This window comes from Maridesulfovibrio ferrireducens (assembly GCF_900101105.1).
GTDB classification, from domain to species: domain Bacteria; phylum Desulfobacterota; class Desulfovibrionia; order Desulfovibrionales; family Desulfovibrionaceae; genus Maridesulfovibrio; species Maridesulfovibrio ferrireducens.
The window spans coordinates 340,661-367,142 of sequence record NZ_FNGA01000004.1 but is presented as its reverse complement, the minus strand read 5'-3'; the positions used below and the strand labels follow the sequence as shown (position 1 = coordinate 367,142).

Genomic DNA, 26,482 nt, shown 5'->3' with positions numbered 1-26,482 from the left:
CAAATATGGCCCTTATGTTTGGAAGTCCTTCCAAAAAAGGACGTGGCTCTCTGGAAGATGCCAAAAAAGAACAGCGGCTCGACATGGCTCGCAATCTGTATCTTGGCGGCAAAATCAAAATTGTTACAACGGAAGAAATTCCCAACCGAGAGGTTATGGGAACATTCGGGCTTGTAGTATGTCGAAGTTACAACTGCGACAATGCTTTCTATGGATTAATCGCTCAGGCAATAGATGCAAACGCAGATGCAATTCTCGCTTACCGGGAACTGGTTTCGTTTCATCCTGAAGGGGATAGATATTATTCCTGCTTTGGAACAGCTGTCAGGCTCAAAAAAGTAAAATAATTTTAAATTTACAGGGAACATATGCTGTTAACATGTTCCCTGTAAAAATCACTTCATTCTGCGTTGCAGGAGAAGATGATCTGCAATGGTAAGCATTGCCATAGCCTTGAGCACAGGAACAATGCGCGGAATAGCACAAATATCATGTCTGCCGCCGATTTTTATCTCAGTTGAATGACCTTCGCTATCAACAGTCTGCTGCTCTTTGCTGATGGATGGAATCGGCTTAACATAGGCCCTGACCACAATATCCTGCCCACTTGAAATACCACCGAGAATTCCCCCGGCATTGTTGGACAAAAATCCTTTCTCATTAATAAAATCATTATTCTCGCTGCCGGTCGCATCCGCGGAAGAACAGCCAGATCCTATTTCGACACCTTTTACGGCACCGACGGACATCAACGCATAAGCAAGTCTGGCATCCAGTTTATCAAACACCGGTTCACCAAGCCCTGCGGGCACGCCTTTAATGCAGACTTCAACAACTCCGCCCAAAGTATCTCCGGCAGAACGCACTTCCATTATACGCTTTTCCCACTTTTCAAGAACATCTGCGTCAGGACTGAAAAAAAGTCTTTCATAAGCACTGCCAGGATCTTTGACGACAGCGTCAATACCACCGATACGCACGGTATATGTGTTACAGGTTATACCTTCTAGACGTAAAAGTTCCTGTGCAACAGCTCCGGCGGCAACGCGTGAAACCGTTTCCCGGCCGGAAGAACGGCCACCGCCGCGATAGTCCCTGAAACCATATTTCGCATCATAGGACAGATCGGCATGCCCCGGTCTGTAGACGTTCATAATTTTTGAATAATCTCTGGAACGCTGATCCGTATTTTCAATATGAAAACCAATGGATGTTCCGGTGGTTCTACCTTCAAAAACACCGGATAAAATTTTTACCTTATCAGCTTCTTTACGGGCTGTTCCTGCAATACCCGAACCGGGCTTACGTCTGTCCAGCTCCAGTTGAATAATATCCTCGTTCAGCTCAATTCCAGCAGGACATCCATCGATAACTCCGCCAAGGCCGGGACCATGAGACTCTCCATATGTAACAACCTTAAAAAGATTGCCGAATGTGTTTCCACTCATTATTTATCATCTCCATTCTCAATAATTTTAAATGCCCCGACAATTCTTTCACAGATTTCCTGCACACTGCCTGCACCGTCAACAGTCACAGCCGCACATCCTGAATATAATTTTTCACGAGCTTCAAGAATTTCGTTAACTTCTTCCACCAAAGATTTTCCTGTCAAAGATGGTCGTTGTCCATGCTCAGGATTAGCTGACAGACGCTGAACCAGCGTATCAACATCTGTTTTTAAATAAACAGTAAAACTTTTTTTCAAAATTTCAAAATTTTTCTCACGAACAACAATACCGCCACCGCAAGAAACAACTGATCTTTCGGTTTCTGACAAAAATTTTAACACGTCACTTTCGATATCACGAAATGCTTCCCACCCGTTGGCTTCTACAAAAGTTGAAATTTCACAACCTGCTTTCTCAACAATAAGTGCGTCACTGTCGTAAAAATCGAACTGCAACCCCTTTGCAACAGCCCTGCCGACTGTAGTTTTTCCACATGCTCTGGGACCGACAAGAAAAATTTTATTCACACCCACTCCTGTTGCTCTTCTGTAATATATAAAATGTTTGTTTTCTCGTTTACAAACACCTAGACTGTTTCGGGAACCTAGAATTACGTTAAATATAAGTTTTCATCACCTATATTTCAATTCAGTGCATTATTAAGCTGTTCTTTAAAAAAAACAAAAACTAAATGTCGGGATTATTGTATTGAAAAAAGATATCACATATTAAACGAAGAGGGTTCAATCTAAGCGTTGCTTAAGATATACAAACCTGAAACAGTCAGCAGATCAACATTCTTAAACGTAAACATACCGGACTTGTCAAGCACCGGAGACCCTGATGAATATATACATAAAAAATACAATTACTCTTATCATTGCGGCCCTGTTACTTTTAAGCGTGTCTTTTTTCAGTGAAGTACGTGCTGAATCGACAAAACAAACATGGACTTACATGGTCGAAGGCATTGAGCAGGACATAAACGAACAAAATGCAGCTGTTCATAATCTGCAAAAACATCTCCCTGAAATGATCAAAACTTTTGATTATCGCATTAATAAAGCTAAAGACCGACTTGACCAGTTGAAACTTCTCAGAGGATTGGCAAAACGGACCCCCTGGTCATATAGAACGATATTACTGCAACTTGAAGACCTTAAAGATTATGTATTATATGCCAAAAAAGATCTGCTTCTTGAAAAAAACCGTCTTAAAAAAATTAAAAAAGATATAGATATTCTTTCAGAGCTTAATATTCAGGACAGCCTTGAAAGTAATGTTAAAAAAGACCTGCTTAAGCGAACATTAGACAGCTTTACAGAAATACACCATCACTCAAGACTCATAAAAAAAGACCTCGACAAAGCCCTTGCCCGCGCGGACGAAACGGTTGCAGCAATTGCCCGGAACAGTAAACTTACCACAAAACATTATGCTGACTCGATGGAAAGCTTCTACTTCGAAGCAGGGCCATCATTACTCGCTGCTAACAATTGGCAGGATATTACTTATGCTTTTGATGAATGGCAAAAAGGCCATTCTAAATTTTACTATCCACTGTTTGTATGGGTAAGCTGGACTAATTTCATGGCATACATGTCCATCATAGCTCTTGTCTGCTGGGTGCTTCTTCGTCAATCCGTCAAAACCCTGCTCAAACGCCCAAATTTTTCCAAACACTCAATGTCATCATACAACTTCGGGCTGCTCATGCTCTCTTTAGGTGCAGGTATATTTATCGCACGCCACATCACTCTTTTTACATCAAACCAGATAACTGGACTGGTCTGGTCCGAACTAATAACTTTGGGCATCATCATTTGCGCACGCAATTTTTTATGGACAAAGGAAAAAACCAAGCCTGCCCCGCTGATATACACCCCCATGTTTACTCTCTGGTGTCTGATGACAGCAGGAGACATGCTGCATATGCTGACTGTCCCGGTTGACTGTATCGGGATAATATGGATTTGCTTCAGCCTCGCAGCTTTAGCTGTGATCAGTATAAACCGGAAAAAACAATCACTTAAAATTACCAAAACTACATCAAAAATTACGATATACGTTCTAACAATCGGCTCTATTTTGACCTTATTCGGATTAGGCGCAGAGGCGATGATCTCGACTCAACTCTGGTTCCTGTTTCTCGTAACACTCCAGATTTGTAACGCGCTTAAAACTATAATGATCACAAGTGGAACTCCTGCAGCGCAAGTGGAACAACAAGGGGAAGAAATAGAACCCGATACGCAAGCTGAACCTACTGAGAATGTAGAACTCTCGATGGAAACCATACAGCAGAATCAAATGGCTCAGCTGCTGTACCCGCTGTCAGTTTCAATCATTATCTTTTTATTTATCGCATGGGCGACAGCTTATATGGGCGGACTGCCGTTCGCAAAATTTGTATTCAGGCATATGGATGTTAATATCGCCGGCGCAGCCATATCCATAAAAAGTATCTTTTACATCCTTATATTATTTTTCACTTCACGGCTGATTCTCTTCTGGCTTAAAACGCTGGTCTCCACAACGGCTATTGCTGGTCGCAAAATGGAATCCGCCTTAGCCCATACTTTTTCGACCATAGGATCCTATCTGGTATGGGTCGTATTTATCCTTTCATCCCTATACCTGCTGGGAATACCAATGTCGGCCCTTACATGGATTGCCAGTGGTCTTTCCATCGGTATTGGTTTCGGCCTCAAGGATATCGTAAGCAATTTTGTAAGCGGACTTATCATCCTTTTCGGCGGATCTATTAAGAAAGGGGATATTCTGCAGCGCAATAAACTTATAGGCAAGGTTGAAGACGTTTCCATTCGCAACACAACCATGCGCGCCCTTGATAACAGCATGGTAATTATTCCAAACTCCAGCTTCCTGAAAGGTGAAATTATAAACCTTAATTTTCAGGATTCGCGCATAAGGGTTGCAATTCCTATAACCCTTATTCCCGGATCAAAAATTAAAAAAGCAAAAAAAATAATGCTCAAGATCGTTAAAAAGCACCCTAAAGTGTTGAGCGATCCAGAACCGAGCATTCTTTTTAAAAGATTCGGTAACTTCGGCCTTGAGTTTGAAATTTATTTCTGGGTACAAAATTTTGAAGATCAATACCCTACTGAATCTGAAGTGGTTGATGATCTTGATCAAGAGCTTCAAGCTAAAAAAATCTCTGTAGCCTTCCGCGGCATTAAGGTTAAATATAAACCTAAGGGTGATGAGGCCGCAAAACTGGCCGCGCAGCGTGAAGCTTTAAAAGAAAAAAAGAAGGCAACAAATAAGTATTTTAAATCAGCGGCACTTCGAAGACATAGAAACCTGCAGAAACTTGAAAGGGATAAGCCTGCATAAACAAATAATAAAAGTCTTCCTATCGAACAACTTATCGATAGGAAGACTTTTTTAATAAACTCATTGAATCATAAGAACGAATTCTTACGACGCGAAAACAATTAAACCGGAAATTTAATTATCTTAAAAAGAGCTCTCTTTAAAACGACGAAATACCTTCTTCCTTTGTATCAAAAATAGGCAGAAAGGATACAAATCCCGACAGGTCAAAGACTTCACGAATATAATCTTTCAGTGAACAAAGCAAAAGTTTACCATCGCCGCCTTTAAGCTCTCTTGCTGCTTTTAAAAGAACACGAAGTCCGGCACTGGAAATGTACTCAAGGTTTTCAAAATCCAGAATGATCTTATTTTCTCCGCTCTGAATTGAGCTGAGGAGACGTTCTTCAAAATCATTCGAAGTGTTGGAATCAAGCCGTCCTTTAAGCGCAAAAATTATAACACCGTCATTTTTATTTTCACCAACTTCCAAGCCCATCTTATCCTCCGGTTTCTTACCATTATACCCGTCCGACAGCTCTGATAGATAATCGGCAGACGACTTAATTTATTTTTTAATATAAAACTATTGAATAATCTTGGTCAACTTCAATATATTCTTCCCGTTGCCCAACTCATACTCAATACTATCCATCATTTTCCGCATAAAATGAATACCTAATCCACCAATTCTTCTTTCATCACAATCACATTGAATTTCAGGTTCAGGAATATCAAGCGGATTGAACGGTTTTCCGTCATCATTGATCTCGATAAACATAACGCCATCTTTTAAAATAAGCTCTATATCAAAAGAATGAGAATCCGAAAAACACCCATAGCTTACAAGGTTTGTAAAAAGTTCATCCAGAACTAAATTAACCTCAAAAATATTCTTCTCCGGTATTTCATTTTGCTGACCGAAGTTCTCAATTTTTTCGGCAAGAATTTTTAGCTCGCTAAGATCAGCCTTCAGCGTAAATGAAGAAATTTTATCATCGCCGACTTGCGACTGCCGATTATTAACCAAATCTCTATCCTCTATTTTTTTCCAAACTAGATAAAAAACAATTTGACTACAATGAAGTTAGAAAACCCTTGTCCCTGCGTCAACAAAAAGGTAATAAATTTTTGAAAGTCAGTTTATTTATTTACTAAATTTTAATTTAGCAACACGAATAAAAATTTTTTTGACCAAATTTATTCTTTTTGATCTTTTATGTATGAGCATATTTTAAGGAGCTTCCTTTGACGATCACTAAACGGTCCCTTATGTACTGGGTGAAGACCAGCAATTTCAAATTACAAATGATATTGCTGGTTGTAATTTTAGTAACAGTAGCTGCACGCGTAATTCCTCTTGAAATGCAGAAACTGATTATCAACCAAGCCATCAGTATGCGTAAGGTTGATTTGCTTGTCAGATACTGCACCTTCTACATAATAGCCGTAGTCAGTGCCAGCCTGTTAAAGTATGCAATTACGACCTTGCAGACTTACATCGGGCAGGAAGCTCTGGCGAAAATGCGAAAAGGACTGTACGCCCATATTCTCACGCTCCCTTTAGGCTTTTTCAGAAAAGCAAACCCGGGTATGGTTGTTTCATCACTGATAACAGAACTTTCTCCGGCAGGTGAATATGTAGGACAATCAATCGCAGTACCGGTTACCAACGTCCTGACATTGATAACATTTGCAACGTATTTGTTCTACCTGAACCCGACCATGGCCGCCATTTCAATCGCACTGTATCCCTTCGTTATATATCTGGTTCCCAAGCTCCAAAAAAGATCAAACAATGCCAATAAGCAGAGAGTCGATACAACCCGTAATCTCAGTAGTCATATCAACGAAACGATTTCAGGAATACATGAAATTCATGGTAACGGCTCATACCGTATTGAAAACCGTAAATATGGTTCATTCGTAGACCGCCTTTTCAAAATAAGAATCACATGGATTCTTTACAAACAGGGAATCAAGGTTCTCAATAGCTTTTTCCAAAATCTTGGACCATTTTTACTATTTCTTGTCGGTGGTTATCTAGCCATTCAAGGTAAATTCGACCTTGGTGCTCTTGTTGCTTTCCTTTCCGCTTATGAAAAAATTTATGATCCATGGAAAGAACTTATGGACTTCTATCAGGTTCATAATGACGCAACTGTCCGCTATGAACGAGTCATGGAATATTTTGATTACGAGCCTGAATTCAAGCTTGAACCGACAGACAGAGCTCCGATTAAACTTACTGGAGCCATTGATATTCAAAACCTCGGATTCACTGTTTCAGGGGGCATAAAACTGCTCAAGCAAATCAACCTGAAACTGAAACCCGGCGAACAGCTGGCTCTTGTAGGATTTTCGGGCAGTGGTAAAAGTACACTGGCCCAATGTGTCTCACAACTATATAAATATACCGGAGGGTCGGTAAAAATCGACGGCTATGAAGTCGGAGAACTGACCAAAGCCGACATGGTCCACAGTATGGGTATTGTTGCGCAGGAACCGTTTATCTTTTCAGGGTCCATAAAAGACAATTTGCTCTATTCATGTGCAGCTGTACTTGAAGGCGATCCTGAAGCTGAACAGAAAATGCCAAGCCGGGACCATATGATTGAAAGCATCCAGCAAGCAGGCATTTTTGTGGATGTTCTAAGGTTCGGTCTAAACACCCTTGTGGATTCTGAACAAGATAAAGAACTATCCGAACGCTTACTGATGGTTCGCAAAAACTTTCACTCAGACTTCGGTGAAAAGTTTGCGGAACATGTCGAATTCTATGAGGAAGGTAAATACCTCGATTACTCTACGGTTGCAGGTAATATTATCTTCGGTTCTGCTATGGATAAAAGTTTTGCAGGTAAAAACCTTGCCACAAACGAATACTTTATCAATTTCTTAAAAGAAACTCAGCTTGAAACACCTCTTCTCAGCCTTGGCCGTGAAACCGCTAAGCAAGCTGTTGATATTTTGGGTGATCTCCCTCAAGAAGAAATATTCTTCGAACAAAGTCCTATTCCGACAGAAGATTTTGAGGACTATAAACAACTTGCTGCCAGATTGGACCATAACACTTTGCAGGAAATAAAAGGCAAAGATAGAGATATGCTCCTCCAGCTGGCCCTGAACTTCATACCTGGAAAGCATAAAATTGTTGCTTTGCCATCTGTTTTGAAAACGCTCATTCTTGATGGACGCCAGATGTTCTTTAACAAGGTGTCCGTTGAAAAGCCGGATTCTTTCAGCTTCTTCAAAATAGCTGAATACATCCCTTCGCAGACAATTTTGGATAATATTCTTTTCGGAAAACCGAAAACAGATCATCCACAAATTCAGGATGCGATCAACCAAAGTATGATTCAGCTTCTTATTGAAGAAGACTTACTTGAAACAGTTGTCGAGCTTGGAATGGGATTTGAGGTTGGAACCAAGGGCGATAAGCTGTCCGGTGGTCAAAAACAGAAGCTTGCGATTGCAAGAACATTCCTCAAGAATCCGCCTATCATGATTATGGATGAAGCTACTTCTGCCCTTGATAACCGTTCACAGAACAGAATTCAGGGACTTTTAGAAACTAAATGGAAAGGAAAATCGACTCTCATTTCAGTTATTCATAGGCTTGATACTATCAAAAACTATGACAAAGTTGCTGTAATGAAAGCTGGTAAGCTTATGGAAATAGGGCCTTACGATGAATTAATCGCTAAAAAGGGCCTTCTCTACGAACTTATACATGGAGCAAAATAGCTATGAGCGTCGAAACAAGTGAATATCAAGAACATCTCGAAATAATAAGAGAAGTACCTTACTTCTCAGGACTTGAACTGGAAGCTCAAAAACTGCTGGCCTACCTTTGCGTGCGTGAGACTTTCGCCCCCGGTGAAACGGTCTTTAATACAGGGGATGTAGATCAGTCAGCTTACTTCATTTTAAAAGGACAGATGGAAGCTTTTCTGGATGGAGTTGAAACCCCCATCCAGACTTTTAAAGACAACGACTTTGTCGGAGCTTTGACCTTAATAGGCGACTCTAAAAGGCTCTTTACCCTCAAGGCGACCTCTGAATCTGTTTGTGTCCGCCTTACAAAGGACAAATTTGAGAAAGCCCGAGAACAATACCCGGAAATAAGCAACAAATTCTTGAAAGCTGCGGTTAATAAAATCAGCAACAGAGAAGAAAGATTTATTGCTAAATATGATATCGGCTGTGAAGGATGCAAATCCACAATCGGCTTAACCCTTATTTAAGATAGTGTGAGCAAAGTAAATATTGCCACCAGAGGATTAGTTAAAATATGAAAAAAATACTTTTGTTAAGCCTTGCCTTAATAGTGATCATGGCAACCTCGGCTTTTGCCAAGAATGCTCCTGAATCAGTTGCAGGAATTACCATTGGAGAGAATATTTCTACAATTAGATCTATTCTGGATATGGACTCTGCCAGATCACCATGGCAGGAAGAATACATCAAGCGTATTGGAATTAAGAAACTTGAAGGCTACAATGGTGGATATGTTGTCGTTGGAGACTGTAATCGCAAAGATACAATTTTAAGATTAAAATTAAAATATTCTGACAGCAGTTTAACCTTCTTCAATAACATTTACGGCATGCTTGAAAAAAGATTCGGAAAACCTAATGACTGGAGAGGAAATCCTTTCGGAACCTTGAAAGTGTGGAAGTGGTCTCTCAATGATGACTTAGGCAATGTAAGCCTGATTCTTCAGCATTTCAGCGGTAATGACGACAGCATAAACAACGGAAACTCCATCCGTATTTCTCGCCCTTCATGGATCAAAGACGAAAAGAAGTGCTGGGAAGAAGCTAACCCTGAGCCAAAAACTCCGTCTATTCCAGCTAAAATGAAAGGAATGAGCTGGTTCATACCTTACTAAGACAATTCAACTTATTCTATTCAGATTCAAAAGCCTCTCTAAGCAATTAGGGAGGCTTTTCTATGTCACTCTATCCCAATTATATTCCGTGCAGATTACACCCATTGTTCTGACGTCTTACAAGTCAAACAGCTTAGCAGATCAACATATCAACTCTTTACAAACTCAGAGAATGCCTGCCTTAAGATCTGCATTTCATAGTGACTCTCTTTCATAGGCTAAAAGAAAAGGCCCGGTTCATATGAACCGGGCCTTTAAGAAGCAATATAATCTACTTACGATTACTTGTTGCTGTTCAGCTTAACTTCCTGAGGGAAGACAGGCAGATACCTGTAACAAAGGCTGAGAGCAAGCGCACCGTAAGCGACGATCATTCCTGAAGTTGCCCATTCTGCCCAGTTAGGAGTATAAATCTCCCAATTGTCGAAAGGCATAACTGGAATAGCGATGGTCTGAACAGTGAATACGTAACGGTTGATGCTGATACCGATACAATCGAGGATTGCAGCAGTATAAAGCAATGATGGGTTGTTTCTGATAGAAGGAGTGATCAGCATAATCGCAGGGACTACGCCGCAAAGTCCTAATTCAGTCCACATCAGCCATTTACCGTAGACGTTACCGTAGAACATCTCGTCGAAAGTAAAGCCAACAGAAGGCAGGTAACCGGTAGCCCAAGCCCATGTGTCAATGATCTTGAAGAACATGTACAGACAGAGCATGGAGCCTGCGATTTTACCCATGAGAGCTTTAACTTTGTAATCCACAAGCTTTTTGCCTGTCATCTTTTCGATGAGGGTACATACCAGAACTGTGAAAACAGGACCGGAACCTACAGCGGAAAGAACGAAGAGGAAGAAAGTCCAAGGCCAGATGAAGAAACCATCACGGAAAGCATAAGGACGGCCGAACATAACGCCGTACATGCCGCCCAGTGAACCCTGGTGGAATGTGGAAAGGAAAGTTCCGATACCGGCAAACAGAGCCATATTCACGTGAAGGTGATGGGCAAAGTGATGCAGGAAAGGAATTTTATTAAGCTGCTTCTGCTCGAGGATCAACGGAATAAACTCGATGACCAAAACGGTGCAGTAGCAAGTAATACAGAAGATAACTTCTGTCAGCATGGAATGCACGTTAGGGTGCCAGTATCCGAACCATGCACGGATCGGCTGACCGATATCCATGGTGAGGATAAGCATTGCACCTGAGTAGCACAAGAATCCAAGTATAACAGCTAAGTTAACAATATTTTTAAGTTGATCAATCTTGAGGATGTACTTGAGAAATCCGGTGAAAAATGCACCGGCACCAAGTGCGATAACCGCAAGGTCAAAAGTAATCCACAGTCCGAACCCGAAGTAGTTATCCAAACCTGTTACGCCGATACCGTTTGCGAAGATTTTCACAGCGGCATAAACACCCCAGAGAAAGAATATTGATACAAAAGCCATCCATATGGAGAACTTCGGTAGTCCACAGCGAGTTACGCCTTCGGGGAAGAGATTGCTATCCATAATTGCCTCCCTCCTAGTGCTTGTCTTTAGGCAAGTGGTTATCACTCTGCTCACGGACCCAATCATGACGGCTTATGTAATAGACCTGAGGGTCCATGCCGAGACTTTCAAGAAGACGGAAAGCGTTCTTATCCTTAATAAGATCGTGGACCTTATGTTCAGGATTCTTTGAGTCTCCGAAAGAGATTGCACCAGTGGGGCAGGCTTCAAGACAAGCAGGTTTATACCAACCGTCAGGAAGTTTATTAGGATCCATATCTTCAGCACGGGCGCGAGCACGAGCATCAAGCAGTCTGGAATGACAGAAGTTACATTTCTCAACAACACCGCGAGGACGCGTGGAAGTTGAAGGTGAAAGTGCTTTTTCCATTCCTTCAGGCCAAATTGGATCAAACCATCCAAAGTAACGAGCGTGGTAAGGACACGCAGCCATACAGTACCGACAACCGATACAACGAGGATAAATCTGACTGACGATTCCGCCTTCTTCGTCCTTAGTAGTAGCAACTACGGGACAAACGGGAACGCAAGCCGGCTTTCCGCACTGCATGCAAGGTCTTGGAAGGTATGCTGATTCCCGTTCAGGGAAATCCTTTCCATTATTCAATTCATAAACAAGCAACCAAGTAAGGGTTTTCAGTTTGTTAGAACCGTCTTCCATTGGTGCTATATTATTTTCTGCCTGGCAAGATACCATACAAGCACCGCAACCGGTACACTTGTCGACATCAATTACCATGGTCCATTTAGTATCAAATTCAATATGTTGCATAACGTGAATCCCCTGACTTTAATTTAGGCGATGCTCACGAAAGAACTGGTCCAGACGGACATGCCGGTTCCGGGCTCAGTGCCAACAGTGAGAATTTTGGAGATGTTGTCGCCTTTTCCGCGGGAGAACACGTCCCAAGCGGTATGACCGAATCCAAGAGGTGCGGCAATCACATCATTCATTACGCCTTCGTTGATGTGGACTCTGGCAACACACTCTCCGCCTGTTCCAGTAAGTTTAACTTTAGAACCTTCGGAAACGTTAAGTTTCTTAGCGGTCACTCCGTTAATCTGAACGAAGAGGTCTTTGCCTTGCAGCTCGAACTTGCTGATTGTCACACAGTTCAATGGCGGAATCGCCACTGTAGAGGATCCGACGTTGAGCTTAGCATAAGGAGCCAATGCAATTTCGCCACCCTTAGGCATAGCAACTGCCTTAGAGAGAACGGATGCTGCAAACTTAAGCGAACCTGATTCTGTAGAATCAGAAACAAAAGCTGCTCCTCCAACAAGTGAATCCCAATCTGCGCCAGCTTTTTCGGCCTTAGCCTGCAAAACTGCCTCTGCAGATTCATATCCGAGATCAATACCAAGTCCGCTTGCAACGCCGAGAACGACGTCTATTGTGGACTTACCGTTATAGATAGGCTCAGTAACGGGAGCACATGCGCTGAGCATTGCAACACCAACTCCGTAAGGAGTCTGTGCATCATCAAAACGCTCAAAACTGTGCGGATTAGGCATAATCAAGTCAGCTTTAGAAGCTGTTTCATCCATCCATGTGCTAAAACTTACAAGGAACGGCACTTTAGCAATTGCTGCAGCCATGGTGTCGGCCTGAGGCATTGCATATACCGGATTCGCTTCGTAAGCCAAGAGCACTTCAGGAGCTTTAACTTTATCTGAAGCAACTGCTGCAAGATAACCAGCAAAATCTCTGCTGGAAAGTTCTGTACGGCTGACAGCTGAATCAACAGCTAATGGAAGATCAGCGAGGAGCTTCATTCCGCCCTTCTCACCAACTCTGCCGAGGAGCATATTGAGTGCGGTAGCTGCGATGATATCAACAGCACCTGCGCCCTGTCCGAATTCAGAACCGGAAATAACAAGCGGTGCTGAAGCAGACATAAGCTGCTTAGCAAGCCCGGCCATTACGCCTGGAGCTACACCGATTGCTTTTTCAACCTTATCAGGAGTGAATCTGGACATAACCAGAGTCTTGAAGTCAGCAAAATCAGAGGCAGAAGCGGAAGATCCGGAATTAAGCATGTGATATGCAAGACCGAGGCTGAATATAGCGCCTGTTCCAGGTGCTACAGGAATCCACTTATCGCTTGAAGAAGCTGTGCTGTTCAAGAAAGGTCCGGCATAGACATAAACGCTTTTTAAGTCTTCGCCGGTAGGACGCATTTCGGAATATACACGCTGATTTCTTACAACAGAACCCCAAGAGTTCATTGCATCTGCTCCGATGAACAGAACAAAATCAGAATTGTCCAGATCGTAACCGATCTGTCCGCTGCCACCCATATTATCCAAAGCAACTGCTGCGGCCTGCTCATCACCGGGCATCAGGTAGCAATCACTGCTTCCCATACCTGCGGCAAAAGCAGATAAAACTTCGCTAGAAGTTCCGGTAGCGTCGCCACTTACGATGGCGAGTTTTCCGGCCTGCCCTTTAACGGCAGAAAGTTTCTCTGAAAGCATTTTCTCAGCTTCTTCCCAGGAGATAGACTCATACTTACCGTCTGCGACCTTTTTCATAGGTCCATTCACACGGGAAGGACTGTAAAGAAGCTGTGCACCGCCTGCGCTTATTGCGTCGACGCCGCCTTTGCTCATTTCATTTTCGACATTTCCCTTTACAACGTAAGGGCTGCCCCCGACGGATTTAACCGTCAAAGAACAAGGGGAAGGGCCGAATTTGGACAAAGTAGCCTGCTCAGTGATCTGTCCGGACTTAAGCCTTGGAATCCAAGGCCAGTTCTGAGACCAAATAGCGGCATCATCCAAAGATTTCCAAATAACAGGTGTGAAGAGTGAACCTACAACACCACCTGTAACCAATTGAATAAAAGTTCTGCGATCAATACCCATTGCAGTCCCTCACTTACTTATGGCAGACGTAACATGCGTTGCTGGTACCAACTTCCGCATGACAGCGTTCACACTGCCACATCTTCATGGTCTGCTTGCTGTAACCGCTTATCCTGTTTTCGTAATACGTCGGCAGGGTGTCGCTATTGCCAACATCGGGATGGCAATCAGTACACTCGAAGCCTTTGTGCGCCATGTGCGAAAAGTATACGTTATCAGGCTGATACTGATAAACCAGCCATGGAACCTCGACGTCCTTCGCAAGGTACTCATTCACGTAAGTTTCTTCGGCTTTTGATTCACCGAGAAGATCTTCGTGACATTCAGCACACTTCTCATTCGAAGGAAGCCCCGCAAAGGAACCATCTTCCATAAACGTGTGACACGACTCACAGTCCATTCCCTCACCGTCAACGTGGACCTTGTGACTGAAATCAATAGGCTGAGTTTTCTGGCTATAAATAACCTGCGGAAAAACCCACCAACCGATGACCAGGCTCGCAAGGACACCGATGAAGAAAGGGAGAACGCCTCCACACTGCTTCGATGCTCTTTTCTCCTCCATAACCTCGCCCCACTACTCCTTAAGTTTTGTGAAACATAAACAACCAATTAACGCCATATCTTCTAAAATAGAGAATCTTTCTATGTCAAGAGAATATGAAACTTTTCACAAAGTTCTCTGGCACAGAAAAAACCCCTATCCACAACACAGGAATACGGTGGACAATTAATGCCCTTATGATAAAATTTCAGCTAAAATTTAAATGGTGATTCAAACTGAGCTAGTGATGGAAGTTTATTATCTTTCTCAGAAAGAACCGGATTTTCAGCTTTCCACTCAATCGCCAGATCAGAATCATTCCAGCGGATACCTGCCTCGCTCTCAGGAGCGTAACCGGCATCAACTTTATACATAAACTCATTCTCTTCAGTTAATGTTTCATAACCATGAGCGAAGCCTTTAGGAATAAACAGTCTGCGAAAATTTTCAGCCGAAAGTTCAATCTTGAATGACTTCAAATAAGTTGGAGAACCTTTCCGCAAATCCACAACTACATCGCTGACAGCCCCTCTTGTAACCCATACAAGTTTGGCCTGTGCGTGTGGCGGCAGTTGCAAATGCAGCCCCCGTAACACTCCGATACCACTGGAATACGCATGATTATCCTGAACAAAATCTACTGGCAGCCCGTTTTTCGCAAAAAAAGGTCTGTTAAAACTTTCCAGAAAGAATCCCCGCTCATCCCGAAAAACCTTCGGTTCAAGGATAATAAGCCCGGGAAATTCCGTCTCAATCAAATTCATGCACTCCTCCAAATAGAAAACATCTATAAATAATATGTTCCCCAAAATTAAATGAGAATTAACCGAGTTAGCCGAATGACACAACCTCATTTTTAACTTGATTGGAATATTTTTTATTCTTTCTTACTTAATTCACCTTATTCACATTTCCGGCGCGGTCTGATATCCGTATCTGATAATTTACAGGTTAAAGCTGTACGGATACTTTTACCGTCAGTCTGCGAACCAACCTTAAACATCGGAATAGCAATGAATACAGCAGGATTAGCTCTAAATTCGCTAGATATTATTCTTATAGTTATTGCCGCAGGATTAGTTTTCAGAGGACTTCTTCGTGGTATCGTAAGGGAAGCAATTTCTGTGTTTTCGCTTATTTTAGGATTTTATCTGGCTGCAAGATATCATCAGGAACTAATGCCTTATTTCGGAAATTTTTTCGATGGACCGGGAACAGTCAAAGCTTTCAGTTACCTTTCAATAATTGCTGTCACCATTTTGGTCTCAGTACTGCTCGGCATAGTTATTAAAAAGATTCTCACAATAACAATGCTGGGCTGGGCAGATCAGGCTCTAGGCGGACTTTTAGGATTAGTTGAAGCTGTGTTAGTCGGCGGAATACTTATTATTATTCTTAATAGTTTTACCCCTAATTCTGATTTTCTCACCAAATCAAAACTAGCTCCTAAAGTTATATCCGCCGCAAGCCTTTTAATAGGTTTTGCTCCAGATAATATTTTGGAATCATTGGATATTAAATCTATGATCCCTGAACAATCCCAACTAACTAATCAAATCAAAGAAATTATATAAAATGAGTAATTCAAAATCTCTCGAAAAGTTACAGGGAGTTATCTCCGCCCTGCTCGGTCCTGACGGTTGTCCTTGGGACAAAGATCAAACTCCACGTTCACTTTGTGACTATGTTATTGAGGAAGCGTTTGAACTAGTAGAAGCTATAAGAGCAGACGATTCAAAAGAAGCGATGGAAGAACTGGGAGATGTGATGTTTCTTCTTCTGTTCATAGCTGAATTATATGAGAAAAAAGGATCTTTCTCTCTTGCCGATTCACTTGATTCCAGCTCAGCCAAGATGATCAGAAGACACCCACATGTTTTTGCTGAAACAAAAATTGATAATCAGGATGAATTGCTCCGTAACTGGGAAAAGATCAAACGTAGCGAAAAAGACGATTCAAATAAACTTTTTGACTCACTGCCCAAAGGGCTGCCACCGCTTCTTAAATCTTACCGCATCAACTCCAAGGCCGCGCACACAGGCTTTACATTTGAATCCGACGAGCAATGTACACAACAGCTTGAAAGCGAATGGAAAGAATGGAATGAGGCCCTTGAATCGGGTGATAGCGCAAAGTCTGAAGAAGAATTCGGGGACTACCTGTTCGCGCTGGTAGAACTTGGACGTAGAAAAGGCATTAAAGCCAACAGCGCTCTGGATGTAACGAATAATAAATTCTTAGGAAGATTTTCTAAAATGGAAGATCTGGCAAAAGAACAGAATAAAGATGTTTCCGAGATGGAACTTTCTGAACTAAACGAACTTTGGAATCAGGTTAAGTAACGAAAGAACTTCTTTTTTTGACAGAAATCACATTAAATCCTCAGCTCAATTCTTTTGAGTTGAGGATTTTTATATTTCTACCCTAAAGTTATTTACGCTTTTACCGATAAAACAGATAGGCGCAATTAGTACCCTTAATCTTCAGGGGGTGTTTATGGACATATCAGCAATCAATTCAGGACAATTTACTATCTCGGCAGCAACTGAGAAACAAATGTTCGGAGCACAAGTAGTCACTAAGACACTTGATTACATGAACTCCAGTCAATCATCTTCATCAACTAACAGCGATTATGATTTCCAGAAAAGTGTTCTCGGCGCACATTTCGCCGGTAAGGGAGCAATTGCCAACATCAAAGCATAAAAGGGAACTTAATAGCGCCTATTCAGGTTAGAACCCGGAGTTGAAGCCGCGGTTCTAACCTGTATAAAAATTAACCACCTCAAGCTACGCAGTTGAAACTTCTTTCTTCATAGCCTCAAGATAACTCTTTCCATGGTCGAGATAAAACGCCAACGGCCTGCCGAAATTCTTTCCTATCAGCCCGTCAACAAGCAATCGGCTTATCTCTTTATCTGCAAGCAGGACATTTTGCGATGCAAGAAAAATTGACTTTTCCTCGTTAGTCATCTTCTTCAAACGGACTCTAAGAGCTGTCCGTGCGCGAGGTTGAAACATCCAGAATCTCATCAAATCCAGCGCATTGATTATAAAGATTTTTTCAAGATCACTACCTGTGCTTTTCATTTCCGAAATAAATTCTACAGGTTCATACAACATGTCCCTTCCATTACGTTCAGGAAACATCATTTCAAGCTGAGTATAGCAGTCAAAAACACTTTTGATCGTTCTTTGGTAGTCCCATAGCCTCATGCGGATATTATCATGGCGATCAGCCATACCTTCAATAATTCCGGCAACCATATCTGATGCCAGCTTAGATATAACCGCAGCCCATGTCTGAAGCACCATATCTACCGCCACAACACCCGCTATTCCCATTACAAGGCCGATTCCGTCACTAAGAACGACGGCAAGCGGCACAGAGATTATGGACCTCAACAAATTCCAGAATGCAGCACTGCGCGGAAGCCCTCTGAACATGTTATGGCTGAAAATATACAACCCGTTTGCCAATCCCATGACAGCATAAAGCAATACCGGATTGGTATGTGTGTTGACTCCGAATCCTTGATCGAGAAGCAGGCTTTTAACAAAGTAATCAAGCAACGGCACCGAGAATCCGGTAAACAAAAGAGAATCGGATATCCTGCTCCAGCTCACATGATCATTCCAGCGCGAAAGTGGAGACCGTATAAATCCGCCTCCACCAAGCACTGCCTGAGTAATATTACGCCAGCCGGTAATCCCGAACCAGATAAATGCGCCGAAGTAGCGCAGGAGCCACCACTCCTTTGTCAAAGCAAAGGTCAAAAAGGCGGGTATAAAACCGCACAAAATCTTGAGTCCGTTTTTCAGAGAAGAATTCATATACCTGAAAGATCTGGACTTTTTACTTCCGGACTCACTGTCCAATGTAAACTTATGTCCAACATCACTGAGTCCGCCGAGCATTGCTATATTTGTTTTATTTCTTGAACATGCAGTAAAGCGGGTAAGACGCCAGTCCTCTGATTTTTCATATCCAAACCTGTTTATCAGCGGAAGTGTCCGTAAAAACCGCATAGACCTGTTATACAACCTGCTGTCTGAAGATTTCGGAGTCAAAACAACATCAAGACAGACTTCAGCCTTAGCAGGAATCGGACATTCACCTTTCTCAAGACTGGTAAAAACTTTTTTCGCAGCATTATCCGGTAATGTATCGGCAACAACCAACCCCATACCGCGTGCACTGGCAATAATACCGGACGAACCGCTTCCTATACGTGCCTGCAATCTTGTTCCGCCATACATGGCACTGAAAGTTCCCATATGTGAAAGCACATTATGCAGACATTCAAGAACTTCCTGATCGGCTACGGCCCCCATATTTTCAAGTCCGCGAATTGCCCGGGAAATTATATTTTTAAGCTCAAGCAGATTGCGATCATTAAGAGCTTGACGCAACGCATGAACGTCTTCCGCAATTTTAGCTGTGCCTAGTGAAAAACGTTTAAGATTCAGCTCTTCAATATAGCGGACCATGCCGCCGCACTTATATAAAATACATATAATATCTGCGATAGTAAGACCGTCAGGAACTAGAGTTATCCTTTTCTGCGAGGCTATAGTGCGAATTCTTGCTACAAACTGCTCCGGTGAAAGATTCATAAGTTCAGGCGGGTCAGAAGTTTCACATCCAATGAAACGTCCATCAATTGAGCACGCAACATCTGAACAGATGAACCGCCCAATGACAGTCTCGATATCAAATTTATTTATGGATTCAACAAGTGCTTTTATGTCTGTCCGTCCACCCTCGTCCGCAAGTTCATACCGAGCTTTCAGTCCACTTACCCGCTCTTTAAACACAGGCATGAGCATTTCAAGAATATAGCGGCCCAGATGTAAAAACGAAGGCTGCCCGGTTCCGACAAATGCCAGAAACTCAGCTTCACATATTTCAGGACAGGTAACCCCGAAATCTTCTTCAATAACTACACGCTGCTGCTTATTAAAATTATTAACACACCTGACCACCTGCTTCTGCAACCAGCGCGAAACTTCAAGCCCCTCTGACAAAAATTTAACAACTACTTTTGATTGAATAAAACGCTCAAAATCACGCCCGTTATCAAAACCGTCCAATGTCCAGATAAGCGCTGCTGTGCGATTCTGCCAGCGTATTTGATACTCAATACCGACTTTAACTTCGATATCCATAATTCGCGCCGCTTCGTAAAGCTCACGCGATTCAACCACTCCGACATGATTATAATAAACAACCGTCAGGCTTCTGATACCCTTGATCCAAGCATCCATTATTAAATGAGTCGGAGATTTACGCCCTTTGCTGTTTGCATCATGAACGCGATGATCAAAGGCTATATGGTTCCATTCTTCGGGCATTTCCAGCAGATAGTAACTGTCAAGAAATTCGCGGACAATCCGAGGCTTCCCAGTTGCCGCTTCATGAAAATTGTGAGCCAGTTCAAGACATAAATCTTCATCGTCAACAGAGCGAACCAACTTCTTCATTATCTGAATAAGCACGCGCGCAGTATTCATGCGAAGCGCCCCTTTAGGCATTGCCAAAACTTCGTCACGCAAGGAACGCAAAGCGGACAAACGCCTGGAAACTCCCTCAGTTTCGAGCGAACTGAGCAGATGCGCGACCGAATAAGCAATCCTGAGACCACGAGATCCGACAAGTTCCCTGATACCGTGAGGACTTAAATGAGGAGCAAGAAGATAACGGTCTTCGCCGACCGCAACATCACGATTAAGAATATCGCGTACTATCCCGAGGAGCTTATAATCTTGATTATCAAAAAACATTTTCATGATTCACCCTAAGCACATTGAATTTTAACTTAAAATATACCTTTTTGTGACACTACCTAGGGTTTTCACAAGACTCAAGACAATTAAGTTCTTTTTTTCACATAAAAGAAAAACCTTTCACTGAATCGGTGCCGTCAGTTGCGCGACTCTAACAAACAGGTGGAACAGAAAACTTTTTTTTATTATATCTTCATCGGTCACCTGCACACTGTTGCTGAAATCATTTTCAAGCATACTGGCCACTTCACTATTAAAATCTTCATTGGCAATGACCATAGTAATCTCAAAATTGAGCCGGAATGAGCGGTTATCAAAATTAGCCGTACCCACTGTTGCGTACCCTTCATCAACAAGTACAACCTTCTGATGCAGAAACCCTTTGTCATACCAATAAACCTTCGCCCCGATCTGCAACAACTGATCGACATAAGCCCAATGAGTATATGTCACCAAAAAATTATCAGTCTTTCGCGGTATCATTATCCGCACATCCACACCGCGTAAAACAGCCAGATGTAATGCTGTAATAAACTGTTCATCAGGAACAAAATAAGGACTTACTATCCACAGCCGCTCTCTGGCGCTCTGAATACATTCCATAAAAAACAACGTGCACGCCTCGAAAGTATCCTCAGGCCCTGAGGGCAGCGCCAGCGCGCCCACATTTCGTCCACCTTCAGCAGCTACGGGATTCCACTCCAGTTCAAGCAATTCATTGCTTGCCCAATACCAATCTTCGTAAAATGAAACCTGAATAGACTGAGCCGCAGGCCCGGCAATTCGAATATGTGTATCGCGCCAATGTCGCAGCCCTGCACTTTGGCCAAGATACTCATCGCCGACATTGTGCCCGCCGACCCACGCTTCAACACCGTCTACAACGACAATTTTCCGGTGATTTCTAAAATTCAATTGAAATCGATTGGCCCGCCCTTTGGTTGTATTGAATGCATAAACCTTAACACCCGCAGCACTAAGCCCCGACAAATATTCATCCGCAAGCCCGAGGCTGCCTATTTCATCATAAAGAAAACAAACCTCCACACCTTCGCGAGCTTTGCTGATTAATCTGTCCTTAAGTTCATTGCCCAAGCCGTCAGCCTTAACTATGTAAAATTGCACGAGTATATATTTCTCAGCACGCGCAATTCCGGCAAAAATTGAATCAAAAGTTTGCCTGCCGTCTATCAGAAGGTCGACATTATTGCCGGACGTAAATGGGAGTTTTGCAATCTTCTCAATTGGCAATGCGATCCTTTGATCCGGAAACATTAACAAATTCCGCTCCCTGAGCACCTGAGTATATTCTTGGACAGCATCACTGCTGCGCGCATGATTGGCCCGCAGCAATTTAACAAACCCGTGAAATTTATTCCGCCCGAATATCCAGTAAGCAGGCAAAGCCAGATAAGGAATCGCGACAAGTCCAAGCGCCCATGCAACAGAACCCTGCGGAGTACGGGATTCCATAATCGCTTTTATTGCGCTGAAAAAACCTAAAAAATGGAAAAATAATGCTATAAACGCTAATAATTCCAAAGTCATCGTTAAGTCCTTCAGGTGAAAGATTCTATTAAGCACGAAACTTCTATTAATTACGTTTTATGTACCTCATAACACGCATATTATCTAGAATAATAAGGTTAAAACAGGTCTCGACTAGATCCGTAAAAAGACCAAATTGCTTCATAAACCTATTCATTGCCAAACTGTTAAAACGAAAATTTATATCTTTATAAAATTTTGAAAAAACATTGACAAAATGCCCCTCAACTTAGTTATAGTTCAAATAACCAAGCCTCATAAATTTCAAGAACACCCGCCAAAAGGAGTAACATGCTTAAAAATAACAAAGTATCTTGCTTAACCACAATCTTTACATTTCTACTTATTATAACCTCGACTTCATACGCCCTTGCAGGCGGAGTTCAAAACAGTCCTGAAAAGTATACTGATGTTTTTGATCTTCTGATTAATATATTTATCTTAGCGACCGTAATTGAAGTTGCATTTTCCATAGTTTTCAATTGGAAAATATTTTTACTCCACATGCATGACAAGGGCTGGAAAGTTCCGATCATTGTTGTAACGACGTTTTTATTCTGTAAAACTGCGAACCTTCACCTCGTTGGTGATCTCGTTAATTTACTCTTTACTAAAGCACACACCTTAAATGCTAATCTAGATTATTTTTTATCAGCCCTCCTGTTAGCCGGAGGTAGCGGCAGTGTTAATACCATATTTGAAATTATAAAACTAAGAGATCCTAAAATGATCCAAGCAAGATATGAAAGAGTCGTTGCAGAACAAAAGGCTACGCTTGAAAAAAAACTAGAGGAAGAAAAACTAGCCAAGAAGAAAACACTTAGTTCTTAAAAAGTTCTAAAATACGGAGGCAAGAATCATGATCACTGACACTGCAACCATAATTCTATTTGCAATACAGGCAACCGTAAAAATAGGTGAAGCCGGCTACAAAAACTACATAGATGCCACACGAAATAGAGATCTTATTCTTCCTCTTCCAGAACATTACAATAAAATACTACCGACACAGGCTTGGAACTTCTTTTTTGGATCAGACGCAGAAGGAAAAAGATTTGCCTCCGGCGACAGTGTCTGGCCAGAATTAATTATTTTCGAAAACAGACTCTTTGACACCTATACTGACGAAGACAAAGAATTGTTGTGCAAACTTGCGGAGCAAGCTTATAATATACTTGAACTTGAACGCTTCCCCGATGCCAAACCTAATTCCACGATAAACCTGATTAATTTCCACGTCATTTCTGCTTGGGAAGAAGGATATTCAACAACAACAGCTGTTCAACGGGTTGCCGGAGCAATCATAGAAATTGGAATTGACTATGCCAAACTGAATCCTGGATTATTCGACACCAAAACATCAAACGGCAAACTACTCTATTCTTTAATAAACGAACTGGACAAAATAAAATTTTCAGACAGCCCCATTGATGAATTGCCTGCCCTACTATTTGTAGCAACTCTTGAAACTCTTACTACAAATACAAAAGCTATTAGCAGTGATCCAAATATCAGAGTATTAATTAGTAACTCCGCTAAGAAAGTTGCCTCACTCGTTGGCACGAGGAATACTGCGATCAATGCTCTGGATATTAAAGAGTCAGAAAAACGCGATAAACGTAAAAATATGGAAGACTGGGGTGAACTTATCTTCCGTGGCGTTCTCGACTCTGTCGGCCATACAATGCTGGCTTCTCCAGGGCAGTTTTTAGGAGTGCAAGGTGAGGCAAGTCAGACATTAGTGACACAAGTTGGAAACGATGTTCTTGACTTGATGATTGGAGATGATTCTATCAATCTTGATCCAATATTTTGTAAATCTGGCGCGGAAAGGCTCATGCGTACAGCTCTGGATGTCGTCAGTAAACACCCGAAACTCATTACTAACTCCGACAATTCTGGGATTAACGCGATATTATCAGCTGTCACGAAAGAATTAAGAAACCCCGACCAGCCATTGCTTGAAGATTATATGATACCTGAAATCGGCAGGATCATCCTCGAAAAAACAGGTGAAAACCTAACGCTACTCTGGCCTTCGGCCCCCAACACTCCAGAATCAAATCTTCTTCTCATTGCAAGCAAAGCAACACTTAAAGCGCTCTCCGCTTCCACAACTGGGGAATATTGGACTCCAGATTTCACACATAAAAACATGCTGTTTGTCGTCGAAACAGTCTGTAATGAAATCAAATGCAACCCGGGCTGGATAACAGGAGATGATAAGTATTTAAACAACGCTCTAATTTTAGTTTTGGAAAACACTGTCCTCTGTCTGGAAAAAAAAGAAATTACTATTTCCGGAGATACTGCAGCATCAATACTTACTGAGGTTGTTAAAAGTATCTCTTTGCGGAAAGAATTATTTGATCAGATCACGTATAAAACTGAAACACTAACAGTTGCTGCGGCTGCGATAGATGCAATTGTATACACAATATTTTCTAGCCAGGAAGCAAGTGTAAAATGGATACTCTGCCGTGATGAAACTCTAACGACTATAGTAAATGTCCTCATGACAGAACTAGCAAAGTCCAGTGCGGACGTAGCAGCAGTCACCCAAATACAACAAATTGTTGATGGGCTAATTAATGATCTGAAAAATGGTAAAAAATTTGACTTAGAAAAATTTGCAGAACACGCCGCCTTACAATTATAAAAAACAGTCAGGGAGAAAATCATGAATCATAAAATTAAGTTCTCACCGATTAAGACTGCATTTTTAATCATAATACTAGTTCTAGTATGCGGATGTCAGTCAACAAATAAACTGCGTAATGCACAAGATGCTTTCAACCACGCAGCACAAACTGATATTTCAATATCATACGGGAACAATTTTTCAGAAGAAGACAGATCTCAATTTTTAGAAAAATGGTTAGTCGGCAAAAAGGATAGTCAGGGTCAATACACTGCGGCCCTTAATTCCTTAAACAGTATAACTGAAGATGAGCTCCGTACCATAAAAAAAAACAACCTTTACGGATCAGTAGTCACATTAAAAGCACTGACCTATTGGAAGCTTGAAGACTATAAAAACGCCTACGCTACAATAGATACCGCCAACAGAAGTAAAGAAAAAATCATACAACGAGATAAACATATTTTAAAGATTCTTCCCGCGCTTATAGCTCTCGATGAATCCAAAGAAGACTATCTGAAAATTACAAATCGTGAAGGTAATACGGAAGAGATCGACTCACTATATAAAAAAATATCAAACGTACTAAAGAAAGACCGCCTCGATGAAATTAACAGCGTAATCAACAGTGAGAATATCTCCCTAGAATTAAAGCTGTACGCTTTGGAGGTTAAGCTTCTTTTTCTATGTCGAAAAATTTCAGTCTACAAAGCATATAACTTAGGAGCGTCCGCACAATCTGAAAAAACAGAAGCTGAGAACACTTTAAAAGAATTAAGTAAAACTGCAAAAAAAGTAGACAAAGATAATGCGGATACAATAATCCGTAAATGGACAAAAAAAGTTAGCACAGCCTAATTTTTAAGGAGATAAAACGCTATGACTCCAACAACGGATATAAACCGATCACTTTTTGAACGTGCACATGGCGGACTCAGATTAGTTAGAGGTGAGCTGATCAGACTATTTCAAACAGGACTTATAAACCATGACTCCATGAACGGTCCTGCAGATGGAATATTCGGACCAGGTACCCAAAAAGCAATAAATTCATTCCAACAAGCTGCAAACATGCCCATTACCGGGGTAATTAATGGCGCAACATGGACAGCGGTAACAGGAACGGATTCTCCCTCACTTAAAGACCGATCACTTCAACTGACAGCGGATTTTGAAGGACACGGTTACGGTAAAGCAGAAGGAGACTTTGATGGATGCGGACTAACGTGGGGTATTATCGGATTCACCTTAAAACATGGAGAAGTTCAGAAAATACTAAGTAAAATTAGCACTGATCACCCCGCCATACTCAGCGCATGTTTTGGACAACACACTGAGTCGGTAACCCAAATGCTGACCCAAAGCTTAAAAAATCAAATGAAATGGGCTCGTTCAATATCCGTGGGACGTAATAAAGCCAAAATCCACCCTGAATGGGCTGTTGCATTTAAAAAATTAGGTGAAACTTTAGAATGCCAAGCTATCCAACTTAAACAGGTGGATAAATATTGGAACATTGCGCAAAAGGATTATGCCAAATTTAACCTGCAAACTGAGCAGGGAATGGCTCTGTGTTTCGATATTGCAGTCCAAAATGGAGGAATTGACCATGAGGAAGAAAGCACAATCAAACAGAGCATAAACAATATGCCAGCTCCTTCTGATCTTGATATCAGACTGTGCATTGCAGATACGGTAGCTGAGAGCAGCCGTCCGCAGTATATAGAAGATGTTCGCAGACGAAAAAGGACAATTGCATCAGGTAGTGGAAGAGTGCACGGAGGACGATATGACACTGAACTCTGGGGAATATCTGACATAATTATTTCTTAATCACAATAAAAGTCCCCTGCCTGACACTAAACCAGACAGGGGACTTTTATTTTAAAAAG

General features: G+C 41.8%; 23 protein-coding genes. 12 read left to right on the top strand and 11 right to left on the bottom strand.

From position 1 onward, the window contains the following. Nucleotides 1-5: 5 nt before the first annotated feature. Complete coding sequence (locus tag BLT41_RS14185; RefSeq protein ID WP_092162306.1) at nt 6-347, top strand: hypothetical protein; 342 nt, start codon at nt 6-8, stop codon at nt 345-347. Between the two features lie 48 nt (nt 348-395). Here BLT41_RS14185 and aroC read toward each other — a convergent pair whose 3' ends face one another. Together aroC and aroL are read right to left on the bottom strand one after the other, a co-directional pair. After that, on the bottom strand, nt 396-1,448 hold the full coding sequence (gene aroC, locus BLT41_RS14180; RefSeq protein WP_092162305.1) for a chorismate synthase: 1,053 nt from the start codon (nt 1,446-1,448) through the stop codon (nt 396-398). Further along, nucleotides 1,448-1,978, bottom strand: coding sequence for a shikimate kinase AroL (aroL, locus tag BLT41_RS14175; RefSeq protein ID WP_092162304.1), 531 nt, complete (start codon nt 1,976-1,978; stop codon nt 1,448-1,450). Before aroL ends, aroC begins: the two co-directional genes overlap by 1 nt. A gap of 316 nt (nt 1,979-2,294) precedes the next feature. On the opposite strand from aroL, the gene BLT41_RS14170 reads away from it, so the two are divergent. Then, entirely contained in the window at nt 2,295-4,811 is a 2,517-nt protein-coding gene (locus BLT41_RS14170) for a mechanosensitive ion channel family protein (RefSeq protein ID WP_092162303.1), read from the top strand. A gap of 139 nt (nt 4,812-4,950) precedes the next feature. On the opposite strand, the gene BLT41_RS14165 is transcribed toward BLT41_RS14170, so the two are convergent. Next, nucleotides 4,951-5,289 carry an STAS domain-containing protein gene (locus BLT41_RS14165; protein WP_092162289.1) on the bottom strand — a complete coding sequence of 113 codons (339 nt, stop codon included), beginning with the start codon at nt 5,287-5,289 and terminating at the stop codon, nt 4,951-4,953. Nucleotides 5,290-5,376: 87 nt separating this feature from the next. Further along, entirely contained in the window at nt 5,377-5,820 is a 444-nt protein-coding gene (locus BLT41_RS14160; protein WP_092162288.1) for an ATP-binding protein, read from the bottom strand. 218 nt (nt 5,821-6,038) lie between these two features. On the opposite strand from BLT41_RS14160, the gene BLT41_RS14155 reads away from it, so the two are divergent. From BLT41_RS14155 to BLT41_RS14145, 3 genes are read left to right on the top strand one after another with little or no spacing between them, the layout of a single operon-like run. Further along, a complete protein-coding gene (locus tag BLT41_RS14155) occupies nt 6,039-8,537 on the top strand; it encodes an ABC transporter ATP-binding protein/permease (RefSeq protein ID WP_342025865.1) in 2,499 nt (832 codons plus the stop codon). Nucleotides 8,538-8,539: 2 nt separating this feature from the next. Next, on the top strand, nt 8,540-9,037 hold the full coding sequence (locus BLT41_RS14150; protein ID WP_092162285.1) for a Crp/Fnr family transcriptional regulator: 498 nt from the start codon (nt 8,540-8,542) through the stop codon (nt 9,035-9,037). Nucleotides 9,038-9,084: 47 nt separating this feature from the next. After that, nucleotides 9,085-9,684, top strand: a complete 600-nt coding sequence (locus tag BLT41_RS14145) for a hypothetical protein (protein WP_092162284.1) — start codon at nt 9,085-9,087, stop codon at nt 9,682-9,684. Between the two features lie 281 nt (nt 9,685-9,965). On the opposite strand, the gene qrcD is transcribed toward BLT41_RS14145, so the two are convergent. From qrcD to rfbC, 5 genes are all read right to left on the bottom strand, one after another. Beyond that, nucleotides 9,966-11,201: a menaquinone reductase integral membrane subunit QrcD gene (qrcD, locus tag BLT41_RS14140; protein ID WP_092162283.1), complete on the bottom strand. Its 1,236-nt coding sequence runs from the start codon at nt 11,199-11,201 to the stop codon at nt 9,966-9,968. A gap of 13 nt (nt 11,202-11,214) precedes the next feature. After that, the gene (qrcC, locus tag BLT41_RS14135) at nt 11,215-11,973 is read right to left on the bottom strand and encodes a menaquinone reductase iron-sulfur cluster-binding subunit QrcC (protein ID WP_092162282.1); all 759 of its coding nucleotides are present in this window, start codon (nt 11,971-11,973) and stop codon (nt 11,215-11,217) included. 23 nt (nt 11,974-11,996) lie between these two features. Beyond that, nucleotides 11,997-14,069: a menaquinone reductase molybdopterin-binding-like subunit QrcB gene (qrcB, locus tag BLT41_RS14130; protein ID WP_092162281.1), complete on the bottom strand. Its 2,073-nt coding sequence runs from the start codon at nt 14,067-14,069 to the stop codon at nt 11,997-11,999. Nucleotides 14,070-14,082: 13 nt separating this feature from the next. Further along, the gene (qrcA, locus tag BLT41_RS14125; protein WP_092162280.1) at nt 14,083-14,634 is read right to left on the bottom strand and encodes a menaquinone reductase multiheme cytochrome c subunit QrcA; all 552 of its coding nucleotides are present in this window, start codon (nt 14,632-14,634) and stop codon (nt 14,083-14,085) included. A 191-nt stretch (nt 14,635-14,825) separates the two neighbouring features. After that, nucleotides 14,826-15,377 (bottom strand): dTDP-4-dehydrorhamnose 3,5-epimerase, encoded by a 552-nt coding sequence (rfbC, locus tag BLT41_RS14120; RefSeq protein WP_092162279.1) that lies wholly within the window; start codon nt 15,375-15,377, stop codon nt 14,826-14,828. Nucleotides 15,378-15,626: 249 nt separating this feature from the next. On the opposite strand from rfbC, the gene BLT41_RS14115 reads away from it, so the two are divergent. From BLT41_RS14115 to BLT41_RS14105, 3 genes are all read left to right on the top strand, one after another. Then, complete coding sequence (locus BLT41_RS14115; protein WP_092162278.1) at nt 15,627-16,187, top strand: CvpA family protein; 561 nt, start codon at nt 15,627-15,629, stop codon at nt 16,185-16,187. 1 nt (nt 16,188) lies between these two features. After that, nucleotides 16,189-16,956, top strand: a complete 768-nt coding sequence (gene mazG, locus BLT41_RS14110; protein ID WP_092162277.1) for a nucleoside triphosphate pyrophosphohydrolase — start codon at nt 16,189-16,191, stop codon at nt 16,954-16,956. Nucleotides 16,957-17,110: 154 nt separating this feature from the next. Further along, entirely contained in the window at nt 17,111-17,320 is a 210-nt protein-coding gene (locus BLT41_RS14105; RefSeq protein WP_092162276.1) for a hypothetical protein, read from the top strand. 84 nt (nt 17,321-17,404) lie between these two features. On the opposite strand, the gene BLT41_RS14100 is transcribed toward BLT41_RS14105, so the two are convergent. Together BLT41_RS14100 and cls are read right to left on the bottom strand one after the other, a co-directional pair. Beyond that, nucleotides 17,405-20,404 (bottom strand): hypothetical protein, encoded by a 3,000-nt coding sequence (locus BLT41_RS14100; RefSeq protein WP_092162275.1) that lies wholly within the window; start codon nt 20,402-20,404, stop codon nt 17,405-17,407. 117 nt (nt 20,405-20,521) lie between these two features. Continuing rightward, nucleotides 20,522-21,949, bottom strand: coding sequence for a cardiolipin synthase (cls, locus tag BLT41_RS14095; protein ID WP_092162265.1), 1,428 nt, complete (start codon nt 21,947-21,949; stop codon nt 20,522-20,524). Nucleotides 21,950-22,240: 291 nt separating this feature from the next. Between cls and BLT41_RS14090 the strand changes: the two genes are divergently transcribed. Genes BLT41_RS14090 through BLT41_RS14075 form a run of 4 tightly spaced genes read left to right on the top strand, consistent with a single transcriptional unit; the run spans nt 22,241 to nt 26,423 of the window. Next, on the top strand, nt 22,241-22,780 hold the full coding sequence (locus BLT41_RS14090; protein ID WP_092162263.1) for a hypothetical protein: 540 nt from the start codon (nt 22,241-22,243) through the stop codon (nt 22,778-22,780). A gap of 28 nt (nt 22,781-22,808) precedes the next feature. Next, nucleotides 22,809-24,608 carry a hypothetical protein gene (locus BLT41_RS14085; protein ID WP_092162254.1) on the top strand — a complete coding sequence of 600 codons (1,800 nt, stop codon included), beginning with the start codon at nt 22,809-22,811 and terminating at the stop codon, nt 24,606-24,608. Between the two features lie 21 nt (nt 24,609-24,629). After that, nucleotides 24,630-25,448, top strand: a complete 819-nt coding sequence (locus BLT41_RS14080; RefSeq protein WP_092162252.1) for a hypothetical protein — start codon at nt 24,630-24,632, stop codon at nt 25,446-25,448. Between the two features lie 21 nt (nt 25,449-25,469). Further along, entirely contained in the window at nt 25,470-26,423 is a 954-nt protein-coding gene (locus BLT41_RS14075) for a peptidoglycan-binding protein (protein ID WP_092162250.1), read from the top strand. Nucleotides 26,424-26,482 lie beyond the last annotated feature (59 nt).